We start from the raw sequence: 24,596 nt of genomic DNA, 5'->3' as shown, positions 1-24,596 counted from the left end.
TCTCCATGAACGCGACTCTCTCCCTGGCCAGCATCCTCGCCGAACCAGCGTGGCGGCGGCCCGACCACCTCGCTCTCATCGAGGGCGAGCAGCGCATCACCTTCCGCGACCTGTGGCGGCAAGCCCGCGAACAAGCCGGGGCGCTCATCGAACTCGGGGTGCGGCCGGGGGATCGGGTCGCGCTCATGGGACCGAACACCGCCGACTTCCCGCGCGCGTACTTCGCCATTCTGGCGGCGGGCGCGACCGTGGTGCCGGTGCATCTGCTGCTCACCGCCGACGAGGCCGAGTACGTGCTGCGTGACAGCGGGGCCAAGCTGATGGTGTGTCATCCGATGGTCGAGGCCGTCGGCAAGGAGGCGGCGACTCGGGCCGGCATCGATTGCGTGAGTCCGAAAGCGCTGTCCGGCGCAGCGATTCCGGCGTTCGTGGCCCGCGGCCCGCTCGACACCGCCGTCGTGTTCTACACCAGCGGCACCACCGGCCGGCCCAAAGGCGCCGAACTCAGCCACCTCAATATGGTCATGTGCGCGACGGTCAACGCCTTCGACGCCAACGAGGTCAAGCGGGCAGACATCGCGCTCGGCGCGCTGCCGCTGTTCCACGTGTTCGGGCAGACCGTGTCCATGAACTCGCACTGGCGGCTCGGCGCGACCCTGGTGCTCATGCCGAGATTCGATGCGGCACAGGCCATCGAGCTGATGGTGCGGGAGAACGTCAACACCTTCCACGGCGTGCCGACCATGTACCACGGGCTGCTCGAGGCCGCGGCGACCGCGACCACGCTGCCCGCGCTGCGGCTGTGCATCAGCGGCGGCGCGGCCATGCCGCCGGTCATCATCGAGGAATTCGAGAAGGTGTACGGCGCGCACATCCTCGAGGGCTACGGACTGTCCGAGACCTCGCCCACCGCAACGGTGAACCAGCCGCTGCTCGGCCCCGAGACCGGCACCGTCGGGCACCCGGTGTGGGGCGTCGACGTCGAGATCGCCGACGCCGCCGTCCGCGAACGCATCAACCTGCAACCCGCCGGAACCGTCGGCGAGGTCGTGATCCGCGGGCACAATGTGTTCGGCGGCTATACCGGACGGCCCGACGCCACCGCGGAAGTCATGGTGGACGGCTGGTTCCGCACCGGCGACCTCGGCGTCAAGGACGAGGACGGCTACCTGCGGATCGTGGACCGGATCAAGGAGATGATCATCCGCGGCGGGTTCAACGTGTACCCGACCGAGGTCGAGGCCGCGCTGCTGCGGCACCCGAACATCTCGCAGGTCGCGGTGATCGGCGTGCCGGACGAGAACTACGGCGAGGAGATCCTCGCGGTCGTCGTGCCGTCGGGGCCGCTCACCGCCGAGGACGTCATCGAGTACGCGAAAGAGCATGTGGCCCGGTACAAGTACCCGCGCCGCGTCGAGTTCGTCACCGAGCTGCCGATGGGTCCGACCCACAAGATCCTCAAGCGCGAATTGAAGCAGCGATACCTCTGAAGGGCAGGACCATGATCGACTTCAGCGACTTCGACGCACTGCGGGCCGCCGCCGGAACCGAACTCGGCGTCAGCGACTGGATGACCGTCGACCAGCGCCGCATCGACACCTTCGCCGACGCCACCGACGACCACCAGTGGATCCACGTCGACGCCGCCCGCGCCGCCGCCGGACCCTACGGCCGCACCATCGCCCACGGGTTCCTCACCCTGTCGCTGGTGGTGCCGATGACCGCACGGATCATGACCGTCAGCGCGGCGAGCATGGCGATCAACTACGGGCTCAACAAGGTTCGCTTCATCAATCCGGTGCTGGTCGACAGCCGCATTCGGGGGCGGCTCACCCTCGACACCGTCACCGATATTCCCGGCGGTGTGCAGGCCGTGCGCACCATGACCGTCGAGATCGAGGGCGTGGACAAGCCCGCCTGCGTCGCCGAGAGCATCGCCCGCTACCTCGCCTGAGGTCATCGCACGCCGAAGGCCCGCCGATCGAATCGATCAGCGGGCCTTCGAGTTTCCGTGACCGGCCTACTTCGCGCCCGGCCCGAACGGCTGCGCCGACAGCGGCGCGGAATCCGGGGTCAGCGTGGCCACCACCGAAATTCCGGCAGCCCGGAAATTCGTCAGCGCCCGCGCGATGTGATCCGCGGAGGTGATCAGGATCGCGGCGTGCGCGCCGATCACATCCATCAGATGCGCCGAGAAGGCGGCGTTCTGGACCGTCGAATTCGCCTTGGTCTCGGTGTGGATGCGGTTGCGGTCGATGCCGCGCTCGACCAGCCAGTCGGCCATGGCATCGGCCTCGGTGACGCCGTTCTGCGGATTGCCGCCGGTCACGATGACCGGAGCCTGGGGCGACAGCAGCGCCGAGACGTAGCCGGCGGAGAGGCGGGCCATGAGTTCCGGGCGCATCTGGCCGTCGGGGAGCAGGCCGTAGCCGAGCACCACGATCGCGGTGTCCGGGGTGAACAGCGCGGGCAGATCGAGACCCGGCAGATCCATGCCCGGAATATTGATGGACTTGACCGCGTCGAAGGTCGCCGGCAGGTCCTGGGACAGGCCGAACACCGGATCGACCTGTGGCGGCTGGTCCGCCGAGTCGCCCGGTAGTAGCCGGGTGTCCGAGGCGGCCTGTTGCGGAGCCTCCCACTCGGCCGGCGGCTGGGTCCCCGAGTCCGCGAGCGGCGGGCCGGGCGTTTCGGCGGGAGCCGGGTTCGCCACCTCGGCGTGCGCCGGGGTCGACACCGCCGCCAGGGCGACAACCGTCGCCCCGGGGAGCAGCGCCTGTAAGGTTTTGGTGCGCAAGGTGTTCGGTGTCTGCCGATGATGTCGGCCGGGCGGGGTGCGCCGCAGCTGCGGAACAACCCACTGCCATTGGCCCGCGGACGGGACGCGGCGGTGTCTGCCTGATTCGAGCATCGCAACCCCCTAGGTAGCCGGGATGTGACTACCGGTCGGTTCACAATCTACCGACTCATGATCGCGTGGGATCGCGCCGCGCGGAGGCGAATTGGTGAAATCCAGATTCACATTTCGCGCCAGACCCCTCTTTCCGGGGGTGACCGGGCTCACACGCGAGGCGATGTCACACCTGTGCGAGCCACGTCGTCAACCTCATGAAGCCAACGAACACCCACCAGAAAAGAGAGAACGATGACCCGCTTCGCCCTGTACGAGAACGAGATCGCCGCCAAGTTCAGCAAGCGCATCGTCACCGCCGCCCGCGTCATCGACGACTCCAGCCTGCCCAAGGCCACCCAGGAACTGGTCAAGATCCGCGCCTCGCAGATCAATAACTGCGGCATGTGCCTGGACATGCACACCAAGGACGCCGCCCACGCCGGCGAAACCCCCGTCCGCCTGGCCATGATCGCGGCCTGGAAGGAATCCACCGTCTTCACCGACCCCGAGCGCGCCGCCCTGGCGCTCACCGAAGAGGGCACCCGCCTCGCCGACACCTCCTCCGCCATCTCCGACGACACCTGGGCCCAGGTCCGCAAGCACTACGACGACGACCAGATCGGCGCGCTCATCTCCCTGATCGCGACCATCAACGCCTGGAACCGCCTCAACGTCATCTCCGGGCAACTGGGCGGCGAATACACCCCCGGCCAGTGGTGACCGCTCACCCGCCGCGGAAATTCGATACCGATTTCCGCGGCGGGCGGCTACTGTCCTTGTCGCCACCGACGCCCTGGCGCGCAGGACGTGGGGTGGTCCAGCCGGTGTGATGGCAGTCCTCGCGGGTTCGAATCCCGCCACTGGCGCAAGAGAATTCGGGGAGTCCGTCAGTCGGTGAAGGCGGCGCGGTGTGCCTCGCACCATGCCGCGAAGGTGCGTGGCGGGCGGCCGAGCAGTTCGGTGACGGTGTCGGTCCGGGCGTCGGCGCGATTCGCTCGCAGTAGTGCGAAGCCTTCGACGATGGCGGCGGCCAGGGCTGGGGGAGCGCCGTGGGGGTATCGGGCGGCAACCGCCTCCTCGGGTGTCGTCGTTTCGCGAATCTTGATGTCCCGGTCCAGGATTCGAGCGAGAATCACGACCTGTTCGGCGGCGGTCAGGGCGTCCGGGCCGGTGAGGTGGTAGGCCTGCCCGGTGTGGCCGGGCTCGGTCAGGCAGCGGGCCGCGACCTCGGCGATGTCGGCCGGGTCGATGGGGGCGAAACGGCCGGGGCCCGAGGGGTCCAGGATCGGGTCGCCGGAGCGGAGATGGGGGATCCACTCCAGGGCATTGGACATGTAGCCGCCGGGGCGCAGGATCGTGGCGGGAATTCCGGTGTCGCGCACCAGATTCTCGCGGTCGCGGTGCCAGGTGCCCATGGCGGGCAGGGGGTCGATCAGGACGTGGGCCGAGGAGATGAGGACGATTCGCTGCACGTCCGCTCGTTCGGCGGCGCGCAGCAGGGTGCGGGTGTGGTCGAGGCCGATGCCGGGGACCAGGAGGAACAGGGCGGTGACTCCGGACATGGCACGGTCCACGCTCGCGGGGTTGTCGAGATCGCCGAGTGCGGCCTCGGCGCGGGCGGGCAGGGTCGCCGCGCGCGCCCGATCGCGTACCAGGGCGCGGAAATCGGTGTCGTGGGAATCGAGGATGCGGGTGAGTTCGCGGCCGATGTTCCCGGTCGCTCCGGTCAGCAGTAGCATGGCATCTCCAGATCGTTAGCCGTCTATTGAAAAACGTTAGACGGCTAACGATCGAACGTCAACGCCACTGTGTGAAGGAGGCTTCGTGGCCGCCGACGATTCAGTCGAATTTCTCGATCTGCACGGGCTCACCTCGAAAGTGCTGCGCGCCCTGGCTGATCGGGACATGCGGCGCCTCGGACTGCATCTCGGTCAGAACCATGTGCTGGCCGCGCTGTGGGAACAGGACGGGCGGACGCCGGGGGAGATGGCCGCGGCGCTGAACGTCACGACGCCGACCGTGGTCAAGATGGCCACCCGGATGGCCGCGGCCGGACTGCTCACGCGCCGACGGGACGACAAGGACAACCGGCTGGTCCGGCTGTGGCTCACCGATCACGGCCGCGAACTGCGCGAACCCGTCGAAGCCGACCGGAAGGCGCTGTCGGACAAGGTCACCGCCGACCTCACCGCCGACGAACGCGAACACCTGATGTCCGCGCTCGCCAAGATCCACCGCGCCGCCGCCGACCTGCTCGGCGAACCACTAGAGTTGGGCACATGATTACCGCGATCGTGTTGATCTCCGCCGAACCGGATCGGATTCCGGAGACCGCGCAGGAACTGGCCGACATCAAGGGGGTGACCGAGGTCTATTCGTGCGCGGGGGATGTGGACCTGATCGCCAAGGTCCGGGTCCGCGACCACGAGGAGATCGCCGACGTCGTCACCGGGCACATCAACAAGACGCCCGGCGTGCTGCGCACCGCCACCCACATCGCGTTCAAGTCCTACTCGCGCGCGGACGTGGAAGCCGGATTCTCGATCGGCGAATAGCCGCCCGGATCAGCGGGTCAGCACCGAGGCGCCCAGCGCCCGGCCGCTCCGACCCGGTTCGATCACGTGCGTCACGCCGCCCTTGCAACCGGGAAGCAGGTACACGCTGACCGGCAAGCTGGTCGAATTGGCGACATCGAGCCGATGCGGCCAGTGACGGACCGTCACACACTCGGACGGAACGCCGTAGCCGCGGCCGTCCACCGAGAGGCCTCCGGCATCGGTGGCCTCGGCCCGGGCCGAGGGATGAGCGGCGCTCACCGAGACTCCGAGGCCCAGAAGCACGACCACCAGGCCGGGTAGCACCGCCGCGTATCGCATAGCGGAACTGTAACGCCGCCGCGGGCGGCCGAACGACCACGCGGCGCCGAGGGACCCGAACTCCCAGGACACTCTGAGCAATCCGCCCAGGGAAAGGCAGGAACCCATGTTCGTGAAAGTCTGCGGACTGACCACCGAAGAACAGATCGACTGGGCCGTCGACCTCGGCTACACCGCCATCGGCGTGGTCGGCACCACCAAGAGCAAGCGGTACGTCGAACCCGCGCGGGCCCGCGAACTCGCCGCCTACGCGCGCGGCCGGATCGAATCGTTCGTGGTCGCCTTCGACAAGAGCGAAGTCGACGAGGTGATCGACGACTTCGACATCATCCAGCTCTACCACTGGACCGACCTGCCGAACCTGGCCTACTGCTCCGCCGAGCGGCCCGAACCCGGCCAGAGCTGCCGCTACTTCTTCTACGACGCCAGCCACGGCTCCGGCGTCTTCGCCGAATTCCCCGACTGGCTCGAGCAAGCGCCCGGCCAGGTGGTGCTGGCGGGCGGGCTGACCCCCGACAATGTCGCCGAGGTCGTCGCCACCCACCGGCCCTTCGGCGTCGACGTGTCCAGCTCCCTCGAAACCGCGCCCGGCATCAAGAGTTTCGATGCCATGCGCCGGTTCATCGAGGCCACGGCCTAGGCGGCTAGTCCGCGCCGAGCTCGTTGGAGACGGTCACCCAGCGCTCCAGCAGCGCGGTGGCCGCACCCGAATCCACCGTCTCCGCCACCCGCATCAGGGCCTCGGCCAGCTTGCCGTGCAGATCGGCGTGCACGTCGTCGGCGGTCAGGTCGAACGCGACCAGCGCGGCCGCCGAGTTCACCAGCACCGCATCCCGCACCGGACCCGGCTCCCCGGCGAACATCGCCCGGGCGATCGCCGCGTTCGTCACCGCGTCGCCGCCCTTCAGCGCCGACGGATCCACCCGCTCGATGCCGAGAGTCGTTGGGTCGATGGTGGTTTCGTGCAGCTTGCCACCCGCCACCACCCAGACGTCGGAGGTGTCGGCGGTGGTGATCTCGTCCAGGCCGTCATTGCCGCGCACCACCAGGGCCGAGGCCCCGCGCTCGGCGAACACGCCCGCGATCACCGGCACCAGCTCCCGGAACGCGCAGCCGATCAGGCCCGCGCCCGGCTGCGCCGGATTGGTCAGCGGGCCCAGGATATTGAAGACCGTCGGAATCCCGATCTCACCGCGCGCCTGCGAGGCGAACCGCAGCGACGGATGGAACACCGGCGCGAAACAGAAACCGATCCCGGTCCGCTGCACACACTGCTCGACCGACTCCGGGCCCAGCGCGATCTTCACGCCCAGCGCCTCCAGCACGTCCGCGCCGCCGCTCTTGGAGGAGGCCGCCCGGTTGCCGTGCTTGATCACCGGAACTCCGGAGGCCGCGACCACGATCGAGGACATGGTCGAGATGTTCACGCTGCCCGAACGGTCGCCGCCGGTGCCGACGATGTCCACCGCCGCGCCGTCGTGGCGTACCCGGCGCGCGTGCGAGAGCATGCCCCCGGCCAGCCCGTTCAACTCCGACGGGGTCGGGCCCTTCATCTTCAGGGCCACACCGAAGGCTGCGATCTGCGCCGAGGTGGCGTTATCGGTGAAGATCTCGTTCATCGCCCACGCGGCCTCGTCCGAGGACAGGTCGTTGCCGTCGGTGAGGATGCCGAGAACTTCTCGCCAGCTGCGCGCGCTCATTGCCTTCTCTTCCCGTTGCCGGATGCCCGGACACCAGTGTGGTTCGGAGGCAAGCCTAGTGCCGAGAACCCGACTCCCGGGACTCTCAGGGCGCTTCGTCCCGAACCCCGACTATCGGGGCCGCTCGGCGGGTTGCAGGGCGTCCCAGCCCAGAGCGTCGCCGTCATGACGCTGAGCCAGGCCCGCCATGCGGGAACGCTCCTGGGAGCAGTGCACGGCGTCGAGGATCTGTACTCGCTGCAAGACCAGCTTCGCGGGGTCCGCGGCGGAGACCGAGGCGGTTTCATAGCCGCCCTGCGCGGCAATGACTTGCACCGCATTCACCTGGGCCGCGGGCAGGCGCAAATGGTGCCTGAGCACCACCGGCTGGTCCGCCGTCCAGTCCAGGGCCTTGCCGAGGGCCGCCGAACAGGCCTCCGCGTCATCGAAACTCGATGCCACCACCACCAGATCCGGGCGCGCCGGATCCAGTTGTGTTGCGCCGCCGCGCCCTCGCCACCGCCGCCACCACGACTTCACGTCCACTCCCTCTCACGGGCCCCGAAACGGGCCTCAGCTTCCTCTTACCTGCGCAATCTAGGCTCTGCGGGGACACGCCGGGAACCCCGCGAGAGCCACGCTCGCCCTGGGCTTTCCGACACGGACGACAAAGTTTCGTACCCGCCTACACCTGTCGTACTACGACGAGTCATACTTACCGGCGTGACGACCGCAGTAGGGACCCCAGGATCGGCCATTACCCAGCGTGTGCATTCGCTGAACCGGCCCAACATGGTCAGCGTCGGTACCATCATCTGGCTGTCGAGCGAGCTGATGTTCTTCGCCGGCCTGTTCGCCATGTACTTCGTTGCTCGTGCCCAGGCACACGGCGTCTGGCCGCCGGAGCCGACCGAGCTGAATCTGAAGCTGGCCGTGCCGGTGACCACGGTGCTGGTGCTGTCCTCCTTCACCTGCCAGATGGGCGTTTTCGCCGCGGAGAAGGGCGACGTGTTCGGCCTGCGCCGCTGGTACCTGCTCACCTTCATCATGGGCGCGTTCTTCGTGGCCGGCCAGGGCTACGAGTACACCAACCTCGTGCACGAGGGCACCACGATCTCCAGCTCGGTGTACGGCTCGGTGTTCTACATCACCACCGGCTTCCACGGTCTGCACGTCATCGGCGGTCTCATCGCGTTCATCTTCCTGCTGGTGCGCACCAAGCTCAGCAAGTTCACCCCGGCGCAGGCCACCGCGGCGATCGTCGTGTCGTACTACTGGCACTTCGTCGACATCGTCTGGATCGGCCTCTTCGCGACGATCTACTTCGTCCGCTAATACCGGACACCCGCCGGAGCAGTCAGCCCCCCGCCCCGGCAACCACAAACTTGTACAAGTCGGTTCCGTCTACTCCAAAGGGACACAGATGAGTTCATCTCCCCCGTCAGCGCCAGATCCCGAGGGGATCGGCCAGGCCACCAAGACCCGCAAGCAGCGCCGCATTCGCCGGAAGCTGGCCGGCGGTCTGGTCCTCCTGATGGGCCTCGTCGGAGCCGGCTTCGCGGCATCGGCCCTGACCCCGCAGGCTCAGGTGGCGACCGCGCACGAGGATCAGTCCGCGCTGATCCGCGAGGGCAAGCAGATCTACGACACCTCCTGCGTCACCTGCCACGGTGTCAACCTGCAGGGCGTCCAGGATCGCGGCCCGAGCCTGATCGGCGTCGGTGAGGCCGCGGTCTACTTCCAGGTCTCCTCCGGCCGCATGCCCGCCGCCCGCAACGAGGCGCAGATCGTGCGCAAGCCGGCGAAGTTCGACGCGCACCAGACCGACGCGATCAGCGCCTACGTCCAGGCCAACGGTGGCGGCCCCACCGTCGTGCGCGACGCCAACGGCGAGATCGCCCAGGAATCCCTCATCGAGGGCCGCGACCTCGGCCGCGGTGGCGAGCTGTTCCGCATGAACTGCGCGTCCTGCCACAACTTCACCGGCAAGGGTGGCGCGCTGTCCTCCGGCAAGTTCGCGCCGCCGCTGGAAGAAGCCAGTGAGCAGCAGATCTACCTGGCCATGCTGACCGGCCCGCAGAACATGCCCAAGTTCTCCGACCGGCAGCTGACGCCGGACGAGAAGAAGGACATCGTCGCCTACATCAAGGACCGCATGGAGACCCCGTCCGAGGGCGGCTACGGCCTCGGCGGCTTCGGTCCCGCGACCGAGGGCCTGGCCATCTGGGTCGTCGGCATCGTGGTCCTGGTCGGCTCCGCGATGTGGATCGGTTCCCGGTCATGAGCGAACAGGAGCGAAACACCATGGGGGACAACCCCACCGAACCCACCGATGAGCAGCTCGACGCCATGTCGCGTGACGAGCTGGTCAAGCTCGGCACCGAGCTCGACGGCGTCGACGTCGCCTACCGCGCCCCCCGCTGGCCGGTCGAGGGCACGCGCGCCGAGAAGCGCGCCGAGCGCCGCGTCGCCCTGTGGTTCGGCATCTCCGCGCTCGCGGGTGCCGCGCTGATCGGTGTCTTCCTGTTCTGGCCCTGGGAGTACAAGGGCCGCAACCAGGACGGCAACGCGATGTACACGCTGACCACCCCGCTGTACGGCCTCACCCTCGGCATCGCCGTGCTGGCCATCGGCATCGCGGTCGTGCTCATCCGCAAGCACTTCATCCCCGCCGAGATCTCCATCCAGGACCGCCACGACGGCGCCTCCTCGGAGGTCAACCGGCGCACCCTGGTCGCGCAGCTGCAGGACGCCGCCGACACCTCGACCCTGGGCCGCCGCAAGCTCATCACCCGCACCGCGGGTCTGGGCGCGGGCCTGGTCGGCGTCGGCGCGCTGTTCGTCTTCGTCGGCGGCATGATCAAGAACCCGTGGGCCAAGCGCGACAAGTCGCCGCTGTGGGTCTCGGGCTGGACCCCGGACTACCCGGGCGAGACCGTCTACCTGCGTCGCGACACCGGCCGCCCCGAGGACATCGTCCTCGTCAAGCCGGAGGACCTCGACGGCGGAGCCATGGAAACCGTCTTCCCCTGGAAGGAATCCTGGCGCGGTGACGAGCACGCGACCCTGCAGTCGCTGCGCGGCATCCGCAACGCGGTCATGCTGATCCGTCTGCGTCCGCACGACGCCCAGACCGCGATCAAGCGCAAGGGTCAGGAGAGCTTCAACTACGGCGACTACTTCGCCTACTCGAAGATCTGCACCCACCTCGGCTGCCCCACCTCGCTGTTCGAGCAGCAGACCAACCGGATCCTGTGCCCGTGCCACCAGTCGCAGTTCTCGGCGACCGAATGGGGTAAGCCGGTCTTCGGTCCTGCCGCCCGCGCGCTGCCGCAGCTGCCGATCACCGTCAATGCCGATGGCTACCTGGTCGCCGCCGGCGACTTCATCGAGCCGCTCGGCCCGGCCTACTGGGAGCGTCGTTCATGAGCCCTAGCAAAGTGGCCGTCCAGGCCAACGAAATGGACGAGCGCTACCGGCTGGCCGCGTTCGCCAAGCGATCGATCAACAAGGTCTTCCCGACCCACTGGTCGTTCCTGCTCGGTGAGATCGCGCTGTACGCGTTCATCATCCTGCTGCTGTCGGGTATCTACCTGACGCTGTACTTCGACCCGTCCATGTCGGAGACCGTGTACCAGGGCGCCTACCAGCCCCTGCGCGGTGTCACCATGTCGCGGGCCTACGAGACCGCGCTGAACATCTCCTTCGAGGTGCGCGGCGGTCTGTTCGTGCGCCAGGTGCACCACTGGGCGGCGTTGCTGTTCGCGGCGTCGATCATCATCCACCTGTTCCGCATCTTCTTCACCGGCGCGTTCCGCAAGCCGCGTGAGGCCAACTGGGTGATCGGCTCGCTGCTGCTCATCCTGGCCATGTTCGAGGGCTTCTTCGGCTACTCGATCCCCGACGACCTGCTGTCGGGCACCGGTCTGCGCGCCGCCTTCGGTGGTATCACCATGGGCGTGCCGGTGATCGGCACCTGGATGCACTGGCTGATCTTCGGCGGTGACTTCCCGGGCACCATCATCATCCCGCGTCTGTACATCGCGCACGTGCTGCTGCTGCCGGGCATCATCCTGGCGCTCATCGCCGCGCACGTCGCGCTGGTCTGGTACCAGAAGCACACCCAGTTCCCCGGACCGGGCCGCACCGAGAAGAACGTCGTCGGCGCCCGCATCATCCCGGTGTTCGCCGCCGACCAGGGCGCGTTCTTCGCCTTCACCCTGGGCGTCGTCGCCATCATGGGTGGCGTCTTCCAGATCAACCCGATCTGGAACCTGGGTCCCTACAACCCGTCCCAGGTCTCCGCGGGTTCGCAGCCGGACTTCTACATGATGTGGACCGACGGCATGGCGCGTCTCATGCCGCCGTGGGAGCTGTACCTGGGTCGCTACACGATCCCGGCGCCGTTCTGGGTCGCCCTCATCATGGGCCTGGTGTTCACCGTGCTGATCGCCTACCCGTGGATCGAGAAGCGCCTCACCGGCGACACCGCCCGCCACAACCTGCTGCAGCGTCCGCGCGACGTGCCGGTCCGCACCGCCATCGGCGCCATGGCCATCACGTTCTACATGGTGCTGACCCTGGCGTGTGTCAACGACATCCTGTCGCTGAAGTTCGACATCTCGCTGAACGCCACCACCTGGTTCTTCCGCATCGCGCTGCTGCTGGCCCCGCCGCTGGCGTACTTCCTGGCCTACCGCTTCTGCATCGGCCTGCAGCGGTCCGACCGCGCGGTGCTCGAGCACGGCATCGAGACCGGTGTCATCAAGCGGCTGCCGCACGGTGAGTACATCGAGGTCCACCAGCCCCTCGGCCCGGTCGACTCGCACGGCCACCCGATCCCGCTGGAGTACCAGGGCGCCCCGGTGCCCAAGAAGATGGTCAAGCTCGGTTCCGCCGGCAAGCCCGGCACCGGCTCGTTCATGCGCCCCGACCCCGCGTCGGAGCAGGCGGAGAACGTCGCCATCGCCCACGAGGAAGAGCACAAGATGCTCTCCGTGCTGGAAGCGGCCCAGAACGCCGCCTCCGGCAAGCAGACCGATCACTGATCGGATCGTCACCAGGGAAGGCCCCGAGTCGAATTCGACTCGGGGCCTTCCCCGTTCCTGGCCCGGCACCAGCCGAGCTGCAATGATGGTCGGCATGAGCGCTCCCGACGAGCAAGACGCCCAGCGCGTGACAGCCGAGGAGTTCGACGACGGAGCGACCGCCGAACTCGGTGACATCGAGATCGTGGACGGGCGCGTTGTTCAGATGATGGCGCAGAGCCCGCTCCACAGCCGGGTGGTACGACGACTGGCTGGGCTGCTCGAGGCCGCCCGCCGTCCCGGAGGGCCGTGCATGGTGGTGGATTCCGATGTCGCCGCTCGCTTCGCCGACAGCGATTCGGCCGCCGCCGATCGCCGCCTGAACATTCGGTACCCCGATATCTGGATCCGAGACTGCGAGCCATACAACGTCAATACCGTCCGGGACCACATCCTGCTCATCGTCGAAGTGACCTCTGAATCGACGATCGATGCCGACATCACCGACAAGCGGATCCAATACGCCATCGCGGGCGTCCCCCGCTACCTGATCGTCCGACTGGACCAGAAGGAAGAGCGGATCGAGGAAATCGAGGAGTACCGCCTCGACTGGTCCGGTCGCCGGTACCGTGCCCACGACGTCCACCGCCGCGTCCTGCTGCTCGATGATCCGGTCGAGGTGACGATCCCGTTCGACGTGCTGGAACAGGCGTAGCGCGAATCCCGATGTGTCGCCGGATCGTCGGCGAGTATTCGCATCGTCAGGTTGTGGAGTCGGCTGCAGTGGGGTCGGGCTTCGTCCAGATCAGGGAGAAGCGCCACAGCAGGTGGCGGCGGTAGCGGACGCCGGGGAGGAGTTCGGCCGCGGTGCGGCGGGTTTCGGGGTAGGTCTGGGGTGGGGGCCAGACGACGGGGGAGGGGTGGGCCCATTGGGCTCGGAAGAGACGGTCTTTGATGCTGGTGAGGAGGGCTGCCGCCTCCCAGGGGAGATCGGCGGGGAAAGTGCTGCGGGCCATGCCGATGACGGCCAGGGTGCCGCCGGGGCGGAGCAGGGTCCGCATGCGGGTGAGGGCCTCGACGGTGTCCATGTGGTGCAGGGCGGCGACGGAGACGATGCCGTCGAAGGACTCCGGCGGGAAGGGGCGGGTGAGGAAGTCGGCCTCGAGGTAGGTGATGTCGTCGTCCGGGGACTGCTCCCGGGCCAGGGCGATGCTCGCGGGATCGGGGTCGATGCCGGTGACCGTCGCGCCCGCGCGGCGGATTCGCCTGGCCAGCATGCCTTCCCCGCAACCGACATCCAGGACGTTCTCGGCGCCGGAGACCGCGTCGGCCAGCAGCGGGTGGTACTCGATGTTGTGGTTCCAGCGCTCGGCGTCGGGCAGGTACATCACGCCATTCTGGCAGCGATGGGGTGCGGCGGCCGGTCAGTCCGCTGGGTCGAGGGTCGAGCGGGCGGCCTCGGCGCGGTCGGCCCAGGCGAGCCAGGGGCCCGCGCCGAGGCGGGGTTCGCCGTACCCGTCGGTGGTGCGGACGATGCGGGTGCCGGGCTGTTCGAGCCACCGGACCAGCAGGCCCGCCTCCTCGGGGAGGGCGCCGCGCAGCGGGGGGAAGGCGGGGGTGCCGCCGGAGTCCGGGAGGGGTTGGGGGAGGACGGTTTCGGCGGCGGCCGCGAGGCGGTCGACGACGGCCATCGGGGAGATGCCGCGGACCGCGGTGCCCGCGGCGGCCAGGCGGGCGTGGCGGATGATCGCGAACTGCCAGCCGCCGGCGCCGTCGGGGTGGGCGGCAATCAGTTCGGGGATGGCGGCCAGGGCGGTGAGGCGCTGGGTGCGGCGCAGGGCGCGGACCACCGCGACCGTGCGGTCCCGGAGGCGGGCCGCCGCCTCGAAATGTTCTGCGGTGGAAAGTGTTTCGAGTCTCGCGGCGATGGTGTGCAGCAGGGCGTCGTCCACCCCGGTGAACAGGGCGCGGATGGCGGTGGGCGCCGGTTCGTACTCCTCTATATAGAGGGGGCTGTTTTCGGCGGCTGCGGGGCAACCGCCGACGATGGCGGGCTGGCAATCGTGGCGGCCCGTCCGCGGGATGCGGGTGGTGCACGTGCGCAGGCCCGACTGCTCGGCGAGGGTGGCCGCGATCTCCTGGGCATCGGTGCGGGAGGTGAACGGGCCCAGCGCATCCCGGGTCGGGGTGCGCGAGACCGCGAAGCGGGGGAAGGGTTCGTCGGTGAGGGTCAGCCACCACGCGCGTTGCGGGAACTTCGAGCGCCGGTTGTAGGGCGGGGTGTGGGCGATCAGCAGCCGCAGCTCGCGCACGCCCGCCTCCAGGCCGTGCGCGCATTCGACATGATCGACGCGGGTGGCCAGCTGCACCATCTCGCGCATGCGCGGGCGGGTGTCGGAGCCGGTGAAGTAGTTGCGGACGCGGCGGCGCAGATTCACCGCCGTCCCTATATAGAGGACTTCGTCGGAGGGGCCGCGGAACAGGTACACGCCCGGGGTCGCCGGAAGGTCCGCGGCCATCACGCGTTTCGCGCGCTGACGGCGGGTCACCTCGGGGAGATAGTCGAGCAGCTCGGTGAGACTGTGCACGCCCTGATTGCCGACCCGGGCGATCAGCGCGTGCAGCACGTCGACTGTCGCCTTGGCGTCGTCGAGGGCGCGGTGCGTCGGCCGGGTCTCCGCGCCGAGCAGCTGGGCCAGGTACCAGAGCTTGGCCGAGGGCGCCTCGTCCTTGGGCAGCACGCGGCGGGCCAGCTGGACGGTGCACACGTGTTGGAAGGCGGGCCAGGGCAATGCACACTTCGTGGCGGCGGCCTTCAGGAAGCCCAGATCGAAGCGGGCGTTGTGGGCGACCAGCACCGCTCCGCGCGCGAACTCCAGGAATCCGGGCAGCACCTGCTCGATCCGGGGCGCGTCGATCACCATGGCGGTCGTGATGCCGGTGATCTGCACGATCTGCGGCGGGATGGCGCAGCCGGGATTGACCAGGGTCGCGAACTCGCCGAGCACCTCGCCGCCGCGCACCTTGACCGCGCCGATCTCGGTGATCGAGTCGCCCTCGGGGCTGGTTCCGGTGGTCTCCAGGTCCACGACCACGAACGTTGTGTCATAGAGCGGGGTTTCGAGCTCATCGAAGGCCAGCTGTCCGGACACGAGGGGCAAGCGTAGGCGCAGGGTCCGACAACTCCGCCCGAAGTTGATCTTTCGAGGCCACCTGGGGAAATGCTCGAATATGGGATGGCGATTCTCGAGATGAAATCCTCGAATTGAGCGAATATGCAGCTTTGTGGCCAGGGTCACAGTTATTCGCAAAATGGATCAATTTTGTTGGGGAGGGCGGTTGGTTCGGACTCGCGCGGGGCGGGTGCTGGCCCGGTGCCCCGCGCCCGGGCGCGCCGGATGTCGGTCCGGGAATCCCCCAGGTCGCGGACCACGGCTCTGACCTGGAGTTATACGGAATTCGCCAAGGTCGGAGGGGCCTTGGGCAGGCACTTGCTACCGGCGGGTAGCTCTCAGGACGCTCTCAGAAAAATGGCCGCTGTTATCGTTTCGTGATTGTTGTGACGTTTGTCGCACCGAAATGCGAGTGCGCAACAATTTTGAGTCACGCGCCGGCGGCCTTGGCTTTACAAAGCACCGTTATGTCCTCGTAATCTTCCTGAGACCTCGCGGAGTCCGACGCACCACCGGGTGCGGCGTCGCGGGGCAGATTGGAAGTACCTCACCATGGCGACCACCACCGTCAAGCGACAGGTCCGGGGCATGCAGCGCACTGCGCGTCGCGCCGCCGCGGCCGGTGCCGTCGGCGCTGCCACGCTGAGCGCGCTGCTGCTGCCCGCCACGCCCGCGTCGGCCCAGCCGGTCAACACCCCCGTCGGAACCATCGACGTGCCCGACGCCATCCAGCTTCCCGCCGGGATCCCGGGCCTGCCCGAGTCCCTGCCGATCACCATCCCGGCCCTGCCCGGCATCGCCGTTCCGGGTGTCCCGGCTCCGGGTCCGCAGCGCAGCTTCCGTCAGGCCGCGGTCGACGCCGCCATGAGCCGCATCGGCGACCCCTACGTGTACGGCGCCGCGGGCCCGAACGCCTTCGACTGCTCGGGTCTGGTGCAGTGGTCCTACGCGCAGGCCGGTGTCAGCCTGCCGCGCACCAGCTACGAGCAGGCCGGCGCGGGCAGCCCGGTCTCCTACGATGCCCTCGAGCCGGGCGACGTGGTGTCGTTCTACGGCGGCGGCCACTCCGGCATCTACATCGGCGACGGCAATGTCGTGCACGCGTCGACCTCCGGTCAGCCCGTCAAGGTCGCCCCGATCTCGTCGATGCCGTTCTCGGGCGCCACGCGTATCTGATCCCTGGCTCTACCGGGGGATTCGTCCCCCAGCCGACCGCGGGCGGACGACCCGCGGGGGAAACGGCGACCGTAATGCTTCCGTGGCCTGCTGGACACAAGCGGTCGCCGTTTCGTAATCTTACCGAGACCTTCTGACCGGCTCGGGGTAAGAGAACGGGACGACACCAGCGGTGGCAGCGCAGCAGCGACATCAGCGGACACACAGTGAGCGGACCAGGCGACTGGTAGGAGGAGCCTTCACGGTCGGGGCTCTCATGGTCGGCACCTACGGCGGCTACGGCTTCGCCGGAGCCGATCCGGTGGCCGCACCGGCTTCCGCCGGGGACGCGGTGCAGAAGCTCATCGATCTCTCCCGGCAGTCCGAGCAGATGAATCAGCAGGCGCTCGACGCCCAGGCCGATCTCGACGCCAAGTCCGCCACCGCGGACGCCGCCGACCAGCGCGCCGCCGACGCGGCCGCCACGCTGGACGCCGCCAAGGCCGAAATCCGCCGCTACCAACCGGTCATCGAACGCGCCGCGACCTCCGCGCTGCTCGGCAGCCGCACCAACCGGATCACCTCGCTATTGGTCAGCAATTCGCCGCAGCAGCTGCTCGACCAGATGTCGATCGTGGACCTGGTGGGCGCGCGCACCAATGATCAACTGGCCCAGTATCAGAAGGCCACTGCCGCGGCCGCCACCGCCGAATCCGGCGCCCGCGCCGCCGCCGACTCCGCGCGTGCCGCCAGCGCCGCCGCCGACCGGGTCCGTACGGACCTGGAGGCCAAACGCGCTGCGCTGCAAGGCTCGATGGCCCAGGTCATTGCCGCGTGGGGCCAGCTCTCGGCCGGTGACAAGTCCGCGCTGGCGGGCTCCATGTTCCCGCCCGGCTTCGATCGTGACAGCCTGCTCAAGGGCTTGGTCCCGGGTTCGGGCACCAGCGCGCTGGCCGCGGGCCTGACCCGCGTCGGCGATCCGTACGTCTGGGGCGCCACCGGACCGGACCAGTTCGACTGCTCCGGCCTGGTGCAGTGGGCCTTCCATCAGGTCGGCAAGAGCGTGCCGCGCACTTCGCAGCAGCAAGCCGGATACGGCACGCCGGTCGACCAAAAGGACCTGCAGCCCGGTGATGTGGTCTTCTTCTACTCGGACATCTCGCATGTGGGCATCTACGCCGGCAACGGTTTGATGCTGCACGCTTCGACATTCGGCGTTCCCGTCCAGGTCGCGCCGCTGGGTTCGACACCGTTCCATTCGGCTCGTCGGTACTGAACGAGAGGCGGCGATGAGCGCTCTGCGGCAGGTCCGCGGCTGGCTGTCGGCGAAACGGCGGTTCCAGTTCGTGCTCACCCTGGTCATGGTCAGCGCCCTGACCGCCGCGTGCGGCGCGCTGCTCATGCTGCCGAACTCGGTGCTGCCGACGCTGCGCGCCGTGGTGCCGGGCCAGGACGCGAGCCAGGCCACCGATCCGCAGGTGCCGCTGGTGAAGCGGTCCATGGACGCCTACGGGAAGGTGGTCGCCGAACCGGTGCCGACCGGATCGGGCCGAACCGGCATCGTGCTCGGCCATCCGGGCCAGCGCGCCGATCTCGATGTGCTGGCGAGCGAACTCGCGGCATCCACCGCGGCGGTCTCCGCGCTGTGGGGTCAGGACTGGAATCGGGCGCCGGTCGTGGTGGTCGCCTCCAGTCCTTCGGAATTCGCGGCGCTGACCCGCGCCACCGGTGACGTGCCCGCCGAGGTCGCCGCCTCCACCATCGCCGACCCGTACCGGCCCGGTACGCAATTGACCGGGCAGCGCGTGGTTTTCGGGCCCGACGCCGGACGCCGGCTGGGCGCGGACGGCCTGCGCTCGGTGCTGCGTCACGAACTCACCCACATGGCCAGCCGTGCGGTGACCGTCGACGGTTCGCCGATGTGGATGCTCGAGGGTTTCGCCGAGTATTCGGCGCACCGCGGCATGCGCCACCCGATCGCCCAGATCGCCCCGACCCTCACCGCCCGCGCCCGCGCCGGTGACCTGCCCGCCGATCTCCCCGCCGACGCGATGTTCGAACCGTCCAGCGGCAAGGCCTCGCTCGCCTACGAACAGGGCTGGTCCGCCTGCGCTTTCATCGCCGACCGCTACGGCGATCAGACCCTGGTCGACCTGTACCGGCAGCTGGCTTCCGGGCCGAAGGACCGGGCCGCCGTGGAAGCCGTGCTGCGCGACTCGCTCGGCACGACCTCTACCGACCTGGTCGGCCAGTGGCGCGCCTGGCTCACCAGCCGTACGACCGAGGGCGCGTAAAGCCGCCTGGTCCGCGGGTGCAGTAGGTTTGTGGCATGGGGCGAACTCTGCTGGTTACCAATGATTTCCCGCCGCGACCCGGCGGGATTCAGTCGTATCTGCACGCGCTCGCCCAACAGCTGCCCGCCGACGAGCTGGTGGTGTACGCGCCGCGCTGGAAGGGCGACAGCCACTGGAAGTTCGACGCGCAGCAGCCGTTCCAGGTGGTGCGGCATCCCACGACACTGATGCTGCCGACGCCGCTGGTCGCGCGCCGGGCCAGGAAACTGCTACGCGACGAGCAGTGCGACCGGGTGTGGTTCGGGGCGGCGGCGCCGCTGGCGCTGATGTCGCCGGTGTTGCGCAAGGCCGGGGCCGAACGGATTCTCGCCTCCACCCACGGCCACGAGGTGGGCTGGTCGATGCTGCCCGGCGCGCGGCAGGCGCTGCGCGTCATCGGCGATCACACCGATGTCGTCACCTATGTCAGCAAGTACACGCGGCGGCGGTTCGCGGCGGCGTTCGGGGCGCAGTCGGCGCTCGAATACCTACCGCCCGCTGTGGATGCCGAGGTGTTCAAGCCGGATCCGGCCGCGCGTGCCGAACTGCGGGCGCGCTACGGGCTGGGGGACCGGCCGACCATCCTGTGCCTGTCGCGGCTGGTGCCGCGCAAGGGCCAGGATGCGCTGATCGCGGCCATGCCCGACATCCGCAAGCGGGTCAAGGGCGCGGTGCTGGTGATCGCGGGCGGCGGACCGTACGAGCAGAAGCTGCGCGAACTGGTCGCGGCCCTGGGCGTTTCCGACAGTGTGGTGTTCACCGGCCGGGTGCCGTCGCAGGAGCTGGCCGCCCACCACACCATCGCCGACGTGTTCGCCATGCCCTGCCGGACCCGGGGCGCCGGCCTGGACGTCGAGGGTCTGGGCATCGTGTTCCTGGAGGCCTCGGCCACGGGAGTGCCGGTGATCGCGGGCAATTCGGGCGGTGCGCCCGAGACCGTGCGTGAGGGCGAGACCGGCCGGGTGGTCAACGGCCGCAAGCTGGAGTCGCTCGCCGACGCCATCGTCGACATCCTCTCCGACCGCGACGCGGCGGCCGCCATGGGCGCGGCGGGCCGCGCCTGGGTGCAGCAGCAGTGGCGCTGGGACCTGATGGGTCAGCGACTACAGCAGCTGCTGGACCCGAACCATGCAGCGATGGGTACTGGGCGCTGAGGCCGCACCAGAAGGTTCGCGGCCGTCTCGATTCTGGACTGCGGCTTGATCGACCTCCGCCTTGGAGCGGGGGAGCGAAGCGGAGGAGCGGAGGAGGGAAGAATCGAGACTTCGGGGCCGCGAACCCGCCCGGAGCGAAGCGTAGGGCAAGATAGGCACTGTGAGCAGTATCCAGGTTGCCGATATGACTTTCATCGCCGCGCCGGGCGAGGCCGTCGCCGAGATCTTGGCTGATCGCGGGCGCTGGCGTCAGTGGTGGCCGGACCTGCAATTGGACGTGCGGGAAGATCGGGGCGACAAGGGAATCCGGTGGACCGTCAGCGGGGGCGCCGAGGGCACCATGGAACTCTGGCTCGAGCCGATGCTGGACGGCGTCCTCATGCATTACTTCATGCACGCCGAACCGCGCGGCGGCGTCGCCGGTATGTCCGGGCGTGACCTGCTGGCGCTCAACCGCACCCGCCGGGTCGCGGGCAAGGTCATGTCGTTCGAGATCAAGGCCCGCCTGGAGGCGGGGCGCAAGGCCGGGGTCGCGCCCGCGGCCGCTCACTAGAAAGGAAGCGTTGCCGCCCATGGCCGATCGAACTCAGCGGTCGATCGTGATCGACGCCCCCTCGGACCGAGTGATGGCCGTCATCGCCGACCTGGAGTCGTATCCGGAATGGGTCTCCGCGGCCCGCTCGGTCGAGGTCCTCGACAAACTACCCGACGGCCGGGCCCGCACCGCGCGCTTCGTGCTGGACGCCGGGGTCGTCAAGGACACCTACACGCTGGCCTACACCTGGCGGCCCGACGGCCGCGCGGTCAGCTGGAGCCTGGTCGCCGGGGAACTGCAGAAGGCGCAGGACGGCACCTACGAACTGATCGCCCTGCCCGACGGCACCACCCAGGTGGTCTACGAGCTGACCGTCGACCTGAACATTCCGATGATCGGCATGTTCAAACGCAAGGCGGAGAAGGTCATCACCGACACCGCCCTCAAGGAACTCAAGAAACGGGTCGAAGGCTGACCGCCGGCGGTACCGAACGCCCGACCCGCCCCGCCGCCCGAGTCGAGCTGTTCATCGGCAAGGGCGGCGTCGGAAAGACCACCCTCGCCTGCGCGACCGCGATCGCCTACGCGCGGACCGGGCGGCGGGTGCTGCTGGCCTCCCTCGATCAGGCGCACTCCCTGGGCGACGCGCTCGGCTACCGGCTGCGGCACGGCGCGAAACCGGCGGTGGCCAGCGTGCCGCTGCCCGTGTTCGCCACGGCCGCACCGGATCTCGCGAGCGACCCCGAGGCCACCGATCCGGGGCTGCCGGTGGTCGGGTCCGCCGCCGCGCCGACCCTCGATGTCATCGAGGTGGATTCGCTGGCGCTGCTGGAGGATCGGTTCCGGCAGGTGCTGATGATGGCCTCCGGCGCCGGGCACGAGCACGGATTCGATCTGGGCGCACTGGATCCCGCCGAGCTCACCGGGCTGCCCGGGGTGCAGGAACTGCTGGCGCTGCTGGAGATCACGCAGTTCGCCAAGGACAAGCGGTGGGACGTGATCGTGCTGGACTGCCCGCCCTCGGCGGACATGCTGCGCATCGTCACCGCCCCCGACACCCTGCTCGGCTACCTGGAACGGGTGTGGCCCGCGCACTCTCGCACCATGGAGGCCATCGGCGCCGACTTCCGCAAGGCGGTGCTGGCGGTGACCGTCGAGCAGATCGTGGAGGCGGTGACCGAAGCCCGTGACCTGCTGGCGGATCGGACCCGCACCGGCGCGCGCCTGGTGACCGTCGCAGAACAGGTGGCGGTGGCCGAATCGGCGCGGGTGCGCTCGGCCGCCGCCCTGCTGGGCCTGCGCCTGGACGCGGTGCTGGTCAACAAGGTGCTGCCGGAGATGCCGGGGCCGCATCCGGCCGCGCCGCCGCATCCGGCCGTGCAGTGGTACTTCAACCGGCGCGGTGAGCAACTCGACGTGGTGACCGAACTGCGCAAGCGGCTGCGCGAGGTTCCGGTGCAGGTGGTGGGGCATGCCGGGACCGAACCGGTAGGGCTGGGCTCGCTGGCCGCACTGTCCTACGCGGTGGACGCGAGTGGTAACTGGGTGGGATGGCGTCCGGTCCCTATGCTTGGCACAGATGCGGACGGGGCGCCGCCCGTCGCCGCCGAACCGGTGGTCAGGCTCGAGTCCGGGGCGGGGGTGGCTTCGGTGTTCGCGATGCGCATGCATCTGCCGGTGGTCGATGCGTCGACGCTGCGGCTGGGACGAGTGGAGGACGATTTGATCGTGGGAGCGGACGGGGTCCGGCGGCGATTGCGGCTGGCCCCGGTATTGCGGCGGTGCACGGTCGACGCCGCCGAACTCGACGGCGACCACCTGGTGATCCGCTTCCGGCCCGACCCGCAGGTCTGGCCGAAATGACGACCACGCACCACCCGCGCCCCGGCCAACCGGACGAGAACCTCGGCGAATTCGCCGAGGAGCTACGGCTGCTCGCCGAAGCCCTGCTCGAACGCGTGGAACCGGTGCTGCGCCGCACCGCCTCCGACGGGCGCACCGAATGGTCCAGTTGCAGTTGGTGCCCGGTGTGCGCGGCCGCCGCGATCGTGCGCGGCGAGCACCACGACGTGGTGGCCGCCATCGCCGAACACGGCACCGCCATCGTGACCGTGCTGCGCGAGGCGCTCGCGGGGGTGCCGGTGGACCCGGTGATCCCGCCGGATCTGGATCCGGAATCGCCGGAATATCAAGCCTGGCATCGGTATTCGCACGGGGCCGGAACCGGGTCCGGCACAGGCGATCGGCCGTTCGCCGACGCCTACGCGAACGCCCGCGGCGAACACGACGAGAAGGACGGGCCGGGCGAGGGATCCGAGTCCACGGCGAGCGCAGCCGAATCCGCCGGCCACCACGGCGCGGCCGCGAACCTCGCGGCGGTGTTCGCGCGCTTCGTCGCGGGCGCGCAGGGTCGTGCCGCGGCTCGCGTCCGGGCCCACCACAACGACGACGAGTCCGACGAACCGATGGGGCCGGGCCCCGGTGCCGCGCGCCGGCCCGAGGACCCGGACCCGGTGTCGGGCACGGGCTTTCGCGCCGCGAACGGTGCGGACGATCGGGCCGGGGCGGCGGCGCAACCGTTCGGGCCGCCGGTGGCACGCCCCGCCGACGACCCCGGCCGATCGGCTGACGCGGGCGGGCCCGCCGCGGGACCGTCCGGTCGTGAAGCCTCCGCGCCCGGCCGCGCCGCGCAGTCCGGGCGGCGGCCGACACGCGGCAGGTATGTGCCCATCGACATAACCATCAAGGCATGACGGGCGGTGTGGATGTGCCGTTGACCGTGGGTATCGATGTGGGCGGCACCAATATTCGGGCGTCGGTGGTGGACGGTGGGGGCGAAGTCCTCGACACCGTCACCGCGCCGACCCCGCATTCGGCGCGCGCCCTGGAGGACGGCCTGGCCCGCGCGGTGCACGAACTGCGCGGCCGCCACGCCATCGGCGCGGTCGGGCTGGCGGTGGCGGGTTTCGTCGACGAGGACCGCGCCACCGTGCGTTTCGCCCCGCATCTGCCGTGGGAGGACGCCCCGGTCGCGCAGCGGCTCACCGATCGGCTCGGCCTGCCGGTGATCCTGGAGCACGACGCCAATGCCGCGCTGTGGGCGGAGTACCGGTTCGGCGCGGCGGCGGGCGGGCGCAATGTGGTGCTGGTGGCCATCGGCACCGGCATCGGCGCGGCCCTCTTGATCAACGGCCAGCTGTATCGCGGAAGCTACGGCGTCGCACCGGAACTCGGGCATCTGCAGGTCGTCCCGAACGGCCGGGCCTGCGCGTGCGGCAAGCGTGGCTGCTGGGAACGGTATTGCAGCGGAACCGCTCTGGTGGACACCGCCCTGGAACTGCTGGCCACCGACCCGCAGCGTTCCACGGTGCTGGCGCGCGAGGCGGGCCGGGACCCGGGCTCGCTGACCGGTCGCCGGGTGGCGGGCGCGGCCCAGGACGGCGACCCGGTCGCCCTCGAGGTGATGGCGGACTTCGCGCGCTGGCTCGGCCTGGGTCTGGCCTTCGTGAGCGACATCTTCGACCCGGACCTGATCGTGGTGGCCGGCGGCGTCAGCAGTTCGGCCCCGCTGTTCCTCGACGAGGCCCGCGAGCACTACGCCGGTTCCATCACCGGCGCCCGCCACCGCCGCCTGGCCCGTATCCGCACCGCCCAATTGGGTGAGGCCGCGGGCATGATCGGCGCGGCGGAACTGGCGCGCGCGGCGGTGCTCGCGAAGTCCGCCGCCGTGCCGGTCGCGCCGGCTCGCCGCTGATCCGTACCTGCTCACCG

General features: G+C 69.3%; 27 protein-coding genes. 20 read left to right on the top strand and 7 right to left on the bottom strand.

What is annotated here, in order from left to right; translation table 11 throughout:
* Nucleotides 1-5: 5 nt before the first annotated feature.
* A complete protein-coding gene (locus tag ACFRAQ_RS32680; RefSeq protein ID WP_379106557.1) occupies nt 6-1,490 on the top strand; it encodes a long-chain fatty acid--CoA ligase in 1,485 nt (494 codons plus the stop codon).
* An 11-nt stretch (nt 1,491-1,501) separates the two neighbouring features.
* A complete protein-coding gene (locus tag ACFRAQ_RS32675; RefSeq protein ID WP_379106555.1) occupies nt 1,502-1,954 on the top strand; it encodes a MaoC family dehydratase in 453 nt (150 codons plus the stop codon).
* A gap of 66 nt (nt 1,955-2,020) precedes the next feature.
* Here ACFRAQ_RS32675 and ACFRAQ_RS32670 read toward each other — a convergent pair whose 3' ends face one another.
* Nucleotides 2,021-2,797 (bottom strand): YdcF family protein, encoded by a 777-nt coding sequence (locus tag ACFRAQ_RS32670; protein ID WP_379106553.1) that lies wholly within the window; start codon nt 2,795-2,797, stop codon nt 2,021-2,023.
* Nucleotides 2,798-3,145: 348 nt separating this feature from the next.
* On the opposite strand from ACFRAQ_RS32670, the gene ACFRAQ_RS32665 reads away from it, so the two are divergent.
* A complete protein-coding gene (locus ACFRAQ_RS32665; protein WP_379106551.1) occupies nt 3,146-3,613 on the top strand; it encodes a carboxymuconolactone decarboxylase family protein in 468 nt (155 codons plus the stop codon).
* A 167-nt stretch (nt 3,614-3,780) separates the two neighbouring features.
* Here ACFRAQ_RS32665 and ACFRAQ_RS32660 read toward each other — a convergent pair whose 3' ends face one another.
* On the bottom strand, nt 3,781-4,632 hold the full coding sequence (locus tag ACFRAQ_RS32660) for an NAD(P)H-binding protein (protein WP_379106549.1): 852 nt from the start codon (nt 4,630-4,632) through the stop codon (nt 3,781-3,783).
* An 85-nt stretch (nt 4,633-4,717) separates the two neighbouring features.
* Between ACFRAQ_RS32660 and ACFRAQ_RS32655 the strand changes: the two genes are divergently transcribed.
* Both ACFRAQ_RS32655 and ACFRAQ_RS32650 read left to right on the top strand, forming a co-directional pair.
* Entirely contained in the window at nt 4,718-5,176 is a 459-nt protein-coding gene (locus ACFRAQ_RS32655; protein WP_379106547.1) for a MarR family winged helix-turn-helix transcriptional regulator, read from the top strand.
* Entirely contained in the window at nt 5,173-5,448 is a 276-nt protein-coding gene (locus tag ACFRAQ_RS32650; protein ID WP_213560441.1) for an Lrp/AsnC family transcriptional regulator, read from the top strand. Before ACFRAQ_RS32655 ends, ACFRAQ_RS32650 begins: the two co-directional genes overlap by 4 nt.
* A gap of 9 nt (nt 5,449-5,457) precedes the next feature.
* On the opposite strand, the gene ACFRAQ_RS32645 is transcribed toward ACFRAQ_RS32650, so the two are convergent.
* The gene (locus tag ACFRAQ_RS32645) at nt 5,458-5,769 is read right to left on the bottom strand and encodes a hypothetical protein (protein ID WP_379106544.1); all 312 of its coding nucleotides are present in this window, start codon (nt 5,767-5,769) and stop codon (nt 5,458-5,460) included.
* 106 nt (nt 5,770-5,875) lie between these two features.
* Between ACFRAQ_RS32645 and ACFRAQ_RS32640 the strand changes: the two genes are divergently transcribed.
* Nucleotides 5,876-6,409 carry a hypothetical protein gene (locus ACFRAQ_RS32640; protein ID WP_379106541.1) on the top strand — a complete coding sequence of 178 codons (534 nt, stop codon included), beginning with the start codon at nt 5,876-5,878 and terminating at the stop codon, nt 6,407-6,409.
* A gap of 4 nt (nt 6,410-6,413) precedes the next feature.
* Here ACFRAQ_RS32640 and trpD read toward each other — a convergent pair whose 3' ends face one another.
* A complete protein-coding gene (gene trpD, locus ACFRAQ_RS32635) occupies nt 6,414-7,469 on the bottom strand; it encodes an anthranilate phosphoribosyltransferase (protein ID WP_379106539.1) in 1,056 nt (351 codons plus the stop codon).
* Nucleotides 7,470-7,580: 111 nt separating this feature from the next.
* Nucleotides 7,581-7,994: a hypothetical protein gene (locus ACFRAQ_RS32630; protein WP_379106537.1), complete on the bottom strand. Its 414-nt coding sequence runs from the start codon at nt 7,992-7,994 to the stop codon at nt 7,581-7,583.
* 177 nt (nt 7,995-8,171) lie between these two features.
* Here ACFRAQ_RS32630 and ACFRAQ_RS32625 point away from each other — a divergent pair, with 177 nt between their 5' ends.
* From ACFRAQ_RS32625 to ACFRAQ_RS32605, 5 genes are all read left to right on the top strand, one after another.
* Complete coding sequence (locus ACFRAQ_RS32625) at nt 8,172-8,783, top strand: heme-copper oxidase subunit III (protein WP_357286621.1); 612 nt, start codon at nt 8,172-8,174, stop codon at nt 8,781-8,783.
* Nucleotides 8,784-8,871: 88 nt separating this feature from the next.
* Nucleotides 8,872-9,732 (top strand): cytochrome c, encoded by an 861-nt coding sequence (locus ACFRAQ_RS32620; RefSeq protein ID WP_357286623.1) that lies wholly within the window; start codon nt 8,872-8,874, stop codon nt 9,730-9,732.
* The gene (locus tag ACFRAQ_RS32615) at nt 9,729-10,877 is read left to right on the top strand and encodes a ubiquinol-cytochrome c reductase iron-sulfur subunit (protein WP_379106533.1); all 1,149 of its coding nucleotides are present in this window, start codon (nt 9,729-9,731) and stop codon (nt 10,875-10,877) included. The genes ACFRAQ_RS32620 and ACFRAQ_RS32615 overlap by 4 nt, the downstream gene beginning before the upstream one ends.
* Complete coding sequence (locus ACFRAQ_RS32610; protein WP_379106531.1) at nt 10,874-12,496, top strand: cytochrome bc complex cytochrome b subunit; 1,623 nt, start codon at nt 10,874-10,876, stop codon at nt 12,494-12,496. The genes ACFRAQ_RS32615 and ACFRAQ_RS32610 overlap by 4 nt, the downstream gene beginning before the upstream one ends.
* Before the next feature lie 94 nt (nt 12,497-12,590).
* Complete coding sequence (locus ACFRAQ_RS32605; protein WP_379106529.1) at nt 12,591-13,190, top strand: Uma2 family endonuclease; 600 nt, start codon at nt 12,591-12,593, stop codon at nt 13,188-13,190.
* 46 nt (nt 13,191-13,236) lie between these two features.
* On the opposite strand, the gene ACFRAQ_RS32600 is transcribed toward ACFRAQ_RS32605, so the two are convergent.
* Complete coding sequence (locus ACFRAQ_RS32600) at nt 13,237-13,863, bottom strand: class I SAM-dependent methyltransferase (RefSeq protein ID WP_379106526.1); 627 nt, start codon at nt 13,861-13,863, stop codon at nt 13,237-13,239.
* Nucleotides 13,864-13,899: 36 nt separating this feature from the next.
* Nucleotides 13,900-15,627: a DEDD exonuclease domain-containing protein gene (locus ACFRAQ_RS32595; protein WP_379106524.1), complete on the bottom strand. Its 1,728-nt coding sequence runs from the start codon at nt 15,625-15,627 to the stop codon at nt 13,900-13,902.
* Between the two features lie 573 nt (nt 15,628-16,200).
* Here ACFRAQ_RS32595 and ACFRAQ_RS32590 point away from each other — a divergent pair.
* The 9 genes from ACFRAQ_RS32590 to ACFRAQ_RS32550 all read left to right on the top strand — a co-directional run bounded on the left by ACFRAQ_RS32590 (nt 16,201) and on the right by ACFRAQ_RS32550 (nt 24,579).
* The gene (locus ACFRAQ_RS32590; protein WP_379106522.1) at nt 16,201-16,824 is read left to right on the top strand and encodes a C40 family peptidase; all 624 of its coding nucleotides are present in this window, start codon (nt 16,201-16,203) and stop codon (nt 16,822-16,824) included.
* Nucleotides 16,825-17,080: 256 nt separating this feature from the next.
* A complete protein-coding gene (locus ACFRAQ_RS32585) occupies nt 17,081-18,079 on the top strand; it encodes an NlpC/P60 family protein (RefSeq protein ID WP_379106520.1) in 999 nt (332 codons plus the stop codon).
* 13 nt (nt 18,080-18,092) lie between these two features.
* Nucleotides 18,093-19,097 (top strand): peptidase MA family metallohydrolase, encoded by a 1,005-nt coding sequence (locus ACFRAQ_RS32580; protein ID WP_379106518.1) that lies wholly within the window; start codon nt 18,093-18,095, stop codon nt 19,095-19,097.
* A 35-nt stretch (nt 19,098-19,132) separates the two neighbouring features.
* Nucleotides 19,133-20,290, top strand: a complete 1,158-nt coding sequence (locus ACFRAQ_RS32575) for a glycosyltransferase family 4 protein (protein ID WP_379106516.1) — start codon at nt 19,133-19,135, stop codon at nt 20,288-20,290.
* Nucleotides 20,291-20,450: 160 nt separating this feature from the next.
* Entirely contained in the window at nt 20,451-20,843 is a 393-nt protein-coding gene (locus tag ACFRAQ_RS32570) for a polyketide cyclase / dehydrase and lipid transport (protein WP_357094963.1), read from the top strand.
* Between the two features lie 19 nt (nt 20,844-20,862).
* Nucleotides 20,863-21,300 carry an SRPBCC family protein gene (locus ACFRAQ_RS32565; RefSeq protein WP_357286651.1) on the top strand — a complete coding sequence of 146 codons (438 nt, stop codon included), beginning with the start codon at nt 20,863-20,865 and terminating at the stop codon, nt 21,298-21,300.
* Nucleotides 21,297-22,688: an ArsA-related P-loop ATPase gene (locus tag ACFRAQ_RS32560; RefSeq protein WP_379106668.1), complete on the top strand. Its 1,392-nt coding sequence runs from the start codon at nt 21,297-21,299 to the stop codon at nt 22,686-22,688. Before ACFRAQ_RS32565 ends, ACFRAQ_RS32560 begins: the two co-directional genes overlap by 4 nt.
* Entirely contained in the window at nt 22,685-23,578 is an 894-nt protein-coding gene (locus ACFRAQ_RS32555) for a hypothetical protein (protein ID WP_379106513.1), read from the top strand. Before ACFRAQ_RS32560 ends, ACFRAQ_RS32555 begins: the two co-directional genes overlap by 4 nt.
* Nucleotides 23,575-24,579, top strand: coding sequence for an ROK family glucokinase (locus tag ACFRAQ_RS32550; RefSeq protein WP_379106511.1), 1,005 nt, complete (start codon nt 23,575-23,577; stop codon nt 24,577-24,579). Before ACFRAQ_RS32555 ends, ACFRAQ_RS32550 begins: the two co-directional genes overlap by 4 nt.
* Nucleotides 24,580-24,596: the final 17 nt, after the last annotated feature.

This window comes from Nocardia sp. NPDC056611, from assembly GCF_042792755.1.
GTDB lineage: Bacteria > Actinomycetota > Actinomycetes > Mycobacteriales > Mycobacteriaceae > Nocardia.
The sequence above is the reverse complement of the archived record's forward strand: the minus strand, read 5'-3'. Positions and strand labels throughout refer to the sequence as shown.

Bases quoted from the DNA above. Each gene is read 5' to 3' on its own strand.
- ACFRAQ_RS32680 (WP_379106557.1), top strand. From the start codon at position 6: ATGAACGCGACTCTCTCCCTGGCCAGCATCCTCGCCGAACCAGCGTGG.
- ACFRAQ_RS32675 (WP_379106555.1), top strand. From the start codon at position 1,502: ATGATCGACTTCAGCGACTTCGACGCACTGCGGGCCGCCGCCGGAACC.
- ACFRAQ_RS32665 (WP_379106551.1), top strand. From the start codon at position 3,146: ATGACCCGCTTCGCCCTGTACGAGAACGAGATCGCCGCCAAGTTCAGC.
- ACFRAQ_RS32660 (WP_379106549.1), bottom strand. From the start codon at position 4,632: ATGCTACTGCTGACCGGAGCGACCGGGAACATCGGCCGCGAACTCACC.
- ACFRAQ_RS32650 (WP_213560441.1), top strand. From the start codon at position 5,173: ATGATTACCGCGATCGTGTTGATCTCCGCCGAACCGGATCGGATTCCG.
- ACFRAQ_RS32645 (WP_379106544.1), bottom strand. From the start codon at position 5,769: ATGCGATACGCGGCGGTGCTACCCGGCCTGGTGGTCGTGCTTCTGGGC.
- ACFRAQ_RS32640 (WP_379106541.1), top strand. From the start codon at position 5,876: ATGTTCGTGAAAGTCTGCGGACTGACCACCGAAGAACAGATCGACTGG.
- trpD (WP_379106539.1), bottom strand. From the start codon at position 7,469: ATGAGCGCGCGCAGCTGGCGAGAAGTTCTCGGCATCCTCACCGACGGC.
- ACFRAQ_RS32620 (WP_357286623.1), top strand. From the start codon at position 8,872: ATGAGTTCATCTCCCCCGTCAGCGCCAGATCCCGAGGGGATCGGCCAG.
- ACFRAQ_RS32615 (WP_379106533.1), top strand. From the start codon at position 9,729: ATGAGCGAACAGGAGCGAAACACCATGGGGGACAACCCCACCGAACCC.
- ACFRAQ_RS32610 (WP_379106531.1), top strand. From the start codon at position 10,874: ATGAGCCCTAGCAAAGTGGCCGTCCAGGCCAACGAAATGGACGAGCGC.
- ACFRAQ_RS32605 (WP_379106529.1), top strand. From the start codon at position 12,591: ATGAGCGCTCCCGACGAGCAAGACGCCCAGCGCGTGACAGCCGAGGAG.
- ACFRAQ_RS32600 (WP_379106526.1), bottom strand. From the start codon at position 13,863: ATGTACCTGCCCGACGCCGAGCGCTGGAACCACAACATCGAGTACCAC.
- ACFRAQ_RS32590 (WP_379106522.1), top strand. From the start codon at position 16,201: ATGGCGACCACCACCGTCAAGCGACAGGTCCGGGGCATGCAGCGCACT.
- ACFRAQ_RS32585 (WP_379106520.1), top strand. From the start codon at position 17,081: ATGGTCGGCACCTACGGCGGCTACGGCTTCGCCGGAGCCGATCCGGTG.
- ACFRAQ_RS32580 (WP_379106518.1), top strand. From the start codon at position 18,093: ATGAGCGCTCTGCGGCAGGTCCGCGGCTGGCTGTCGGCGAAACGGCGG.
- ACFRAQ_RS32575 (WP_379106516.1), top strand. From the start codon at position 19,133: ATGGGGCGAACTCTGCTGGTTACCAATGATTTCCCGCCGCGACCCGGC.
- ACFRAQ_RS32565 (WP_357286651.1), top strand. From the start codon at position 20,863: ATGGCCGATCGAACTCAGCGGTCGATCGTGATCGACGCCCCCTCGGAC.
- ACFRAQ_RS32555 (WP_379106513.1), top strand. From the start codon at position 22,685: ATGACGACCACGCACCACCCGCGCCCCGGCCAACCGGACGAGAACCTC.
- ACFRAQ_RS32550 (WP_379106511.1), top strand. From the start codon at position 23,575: ATGACGGGCGGTGTGGATGTGCCGTTGACCGTGGGTATCGATGTGGGC.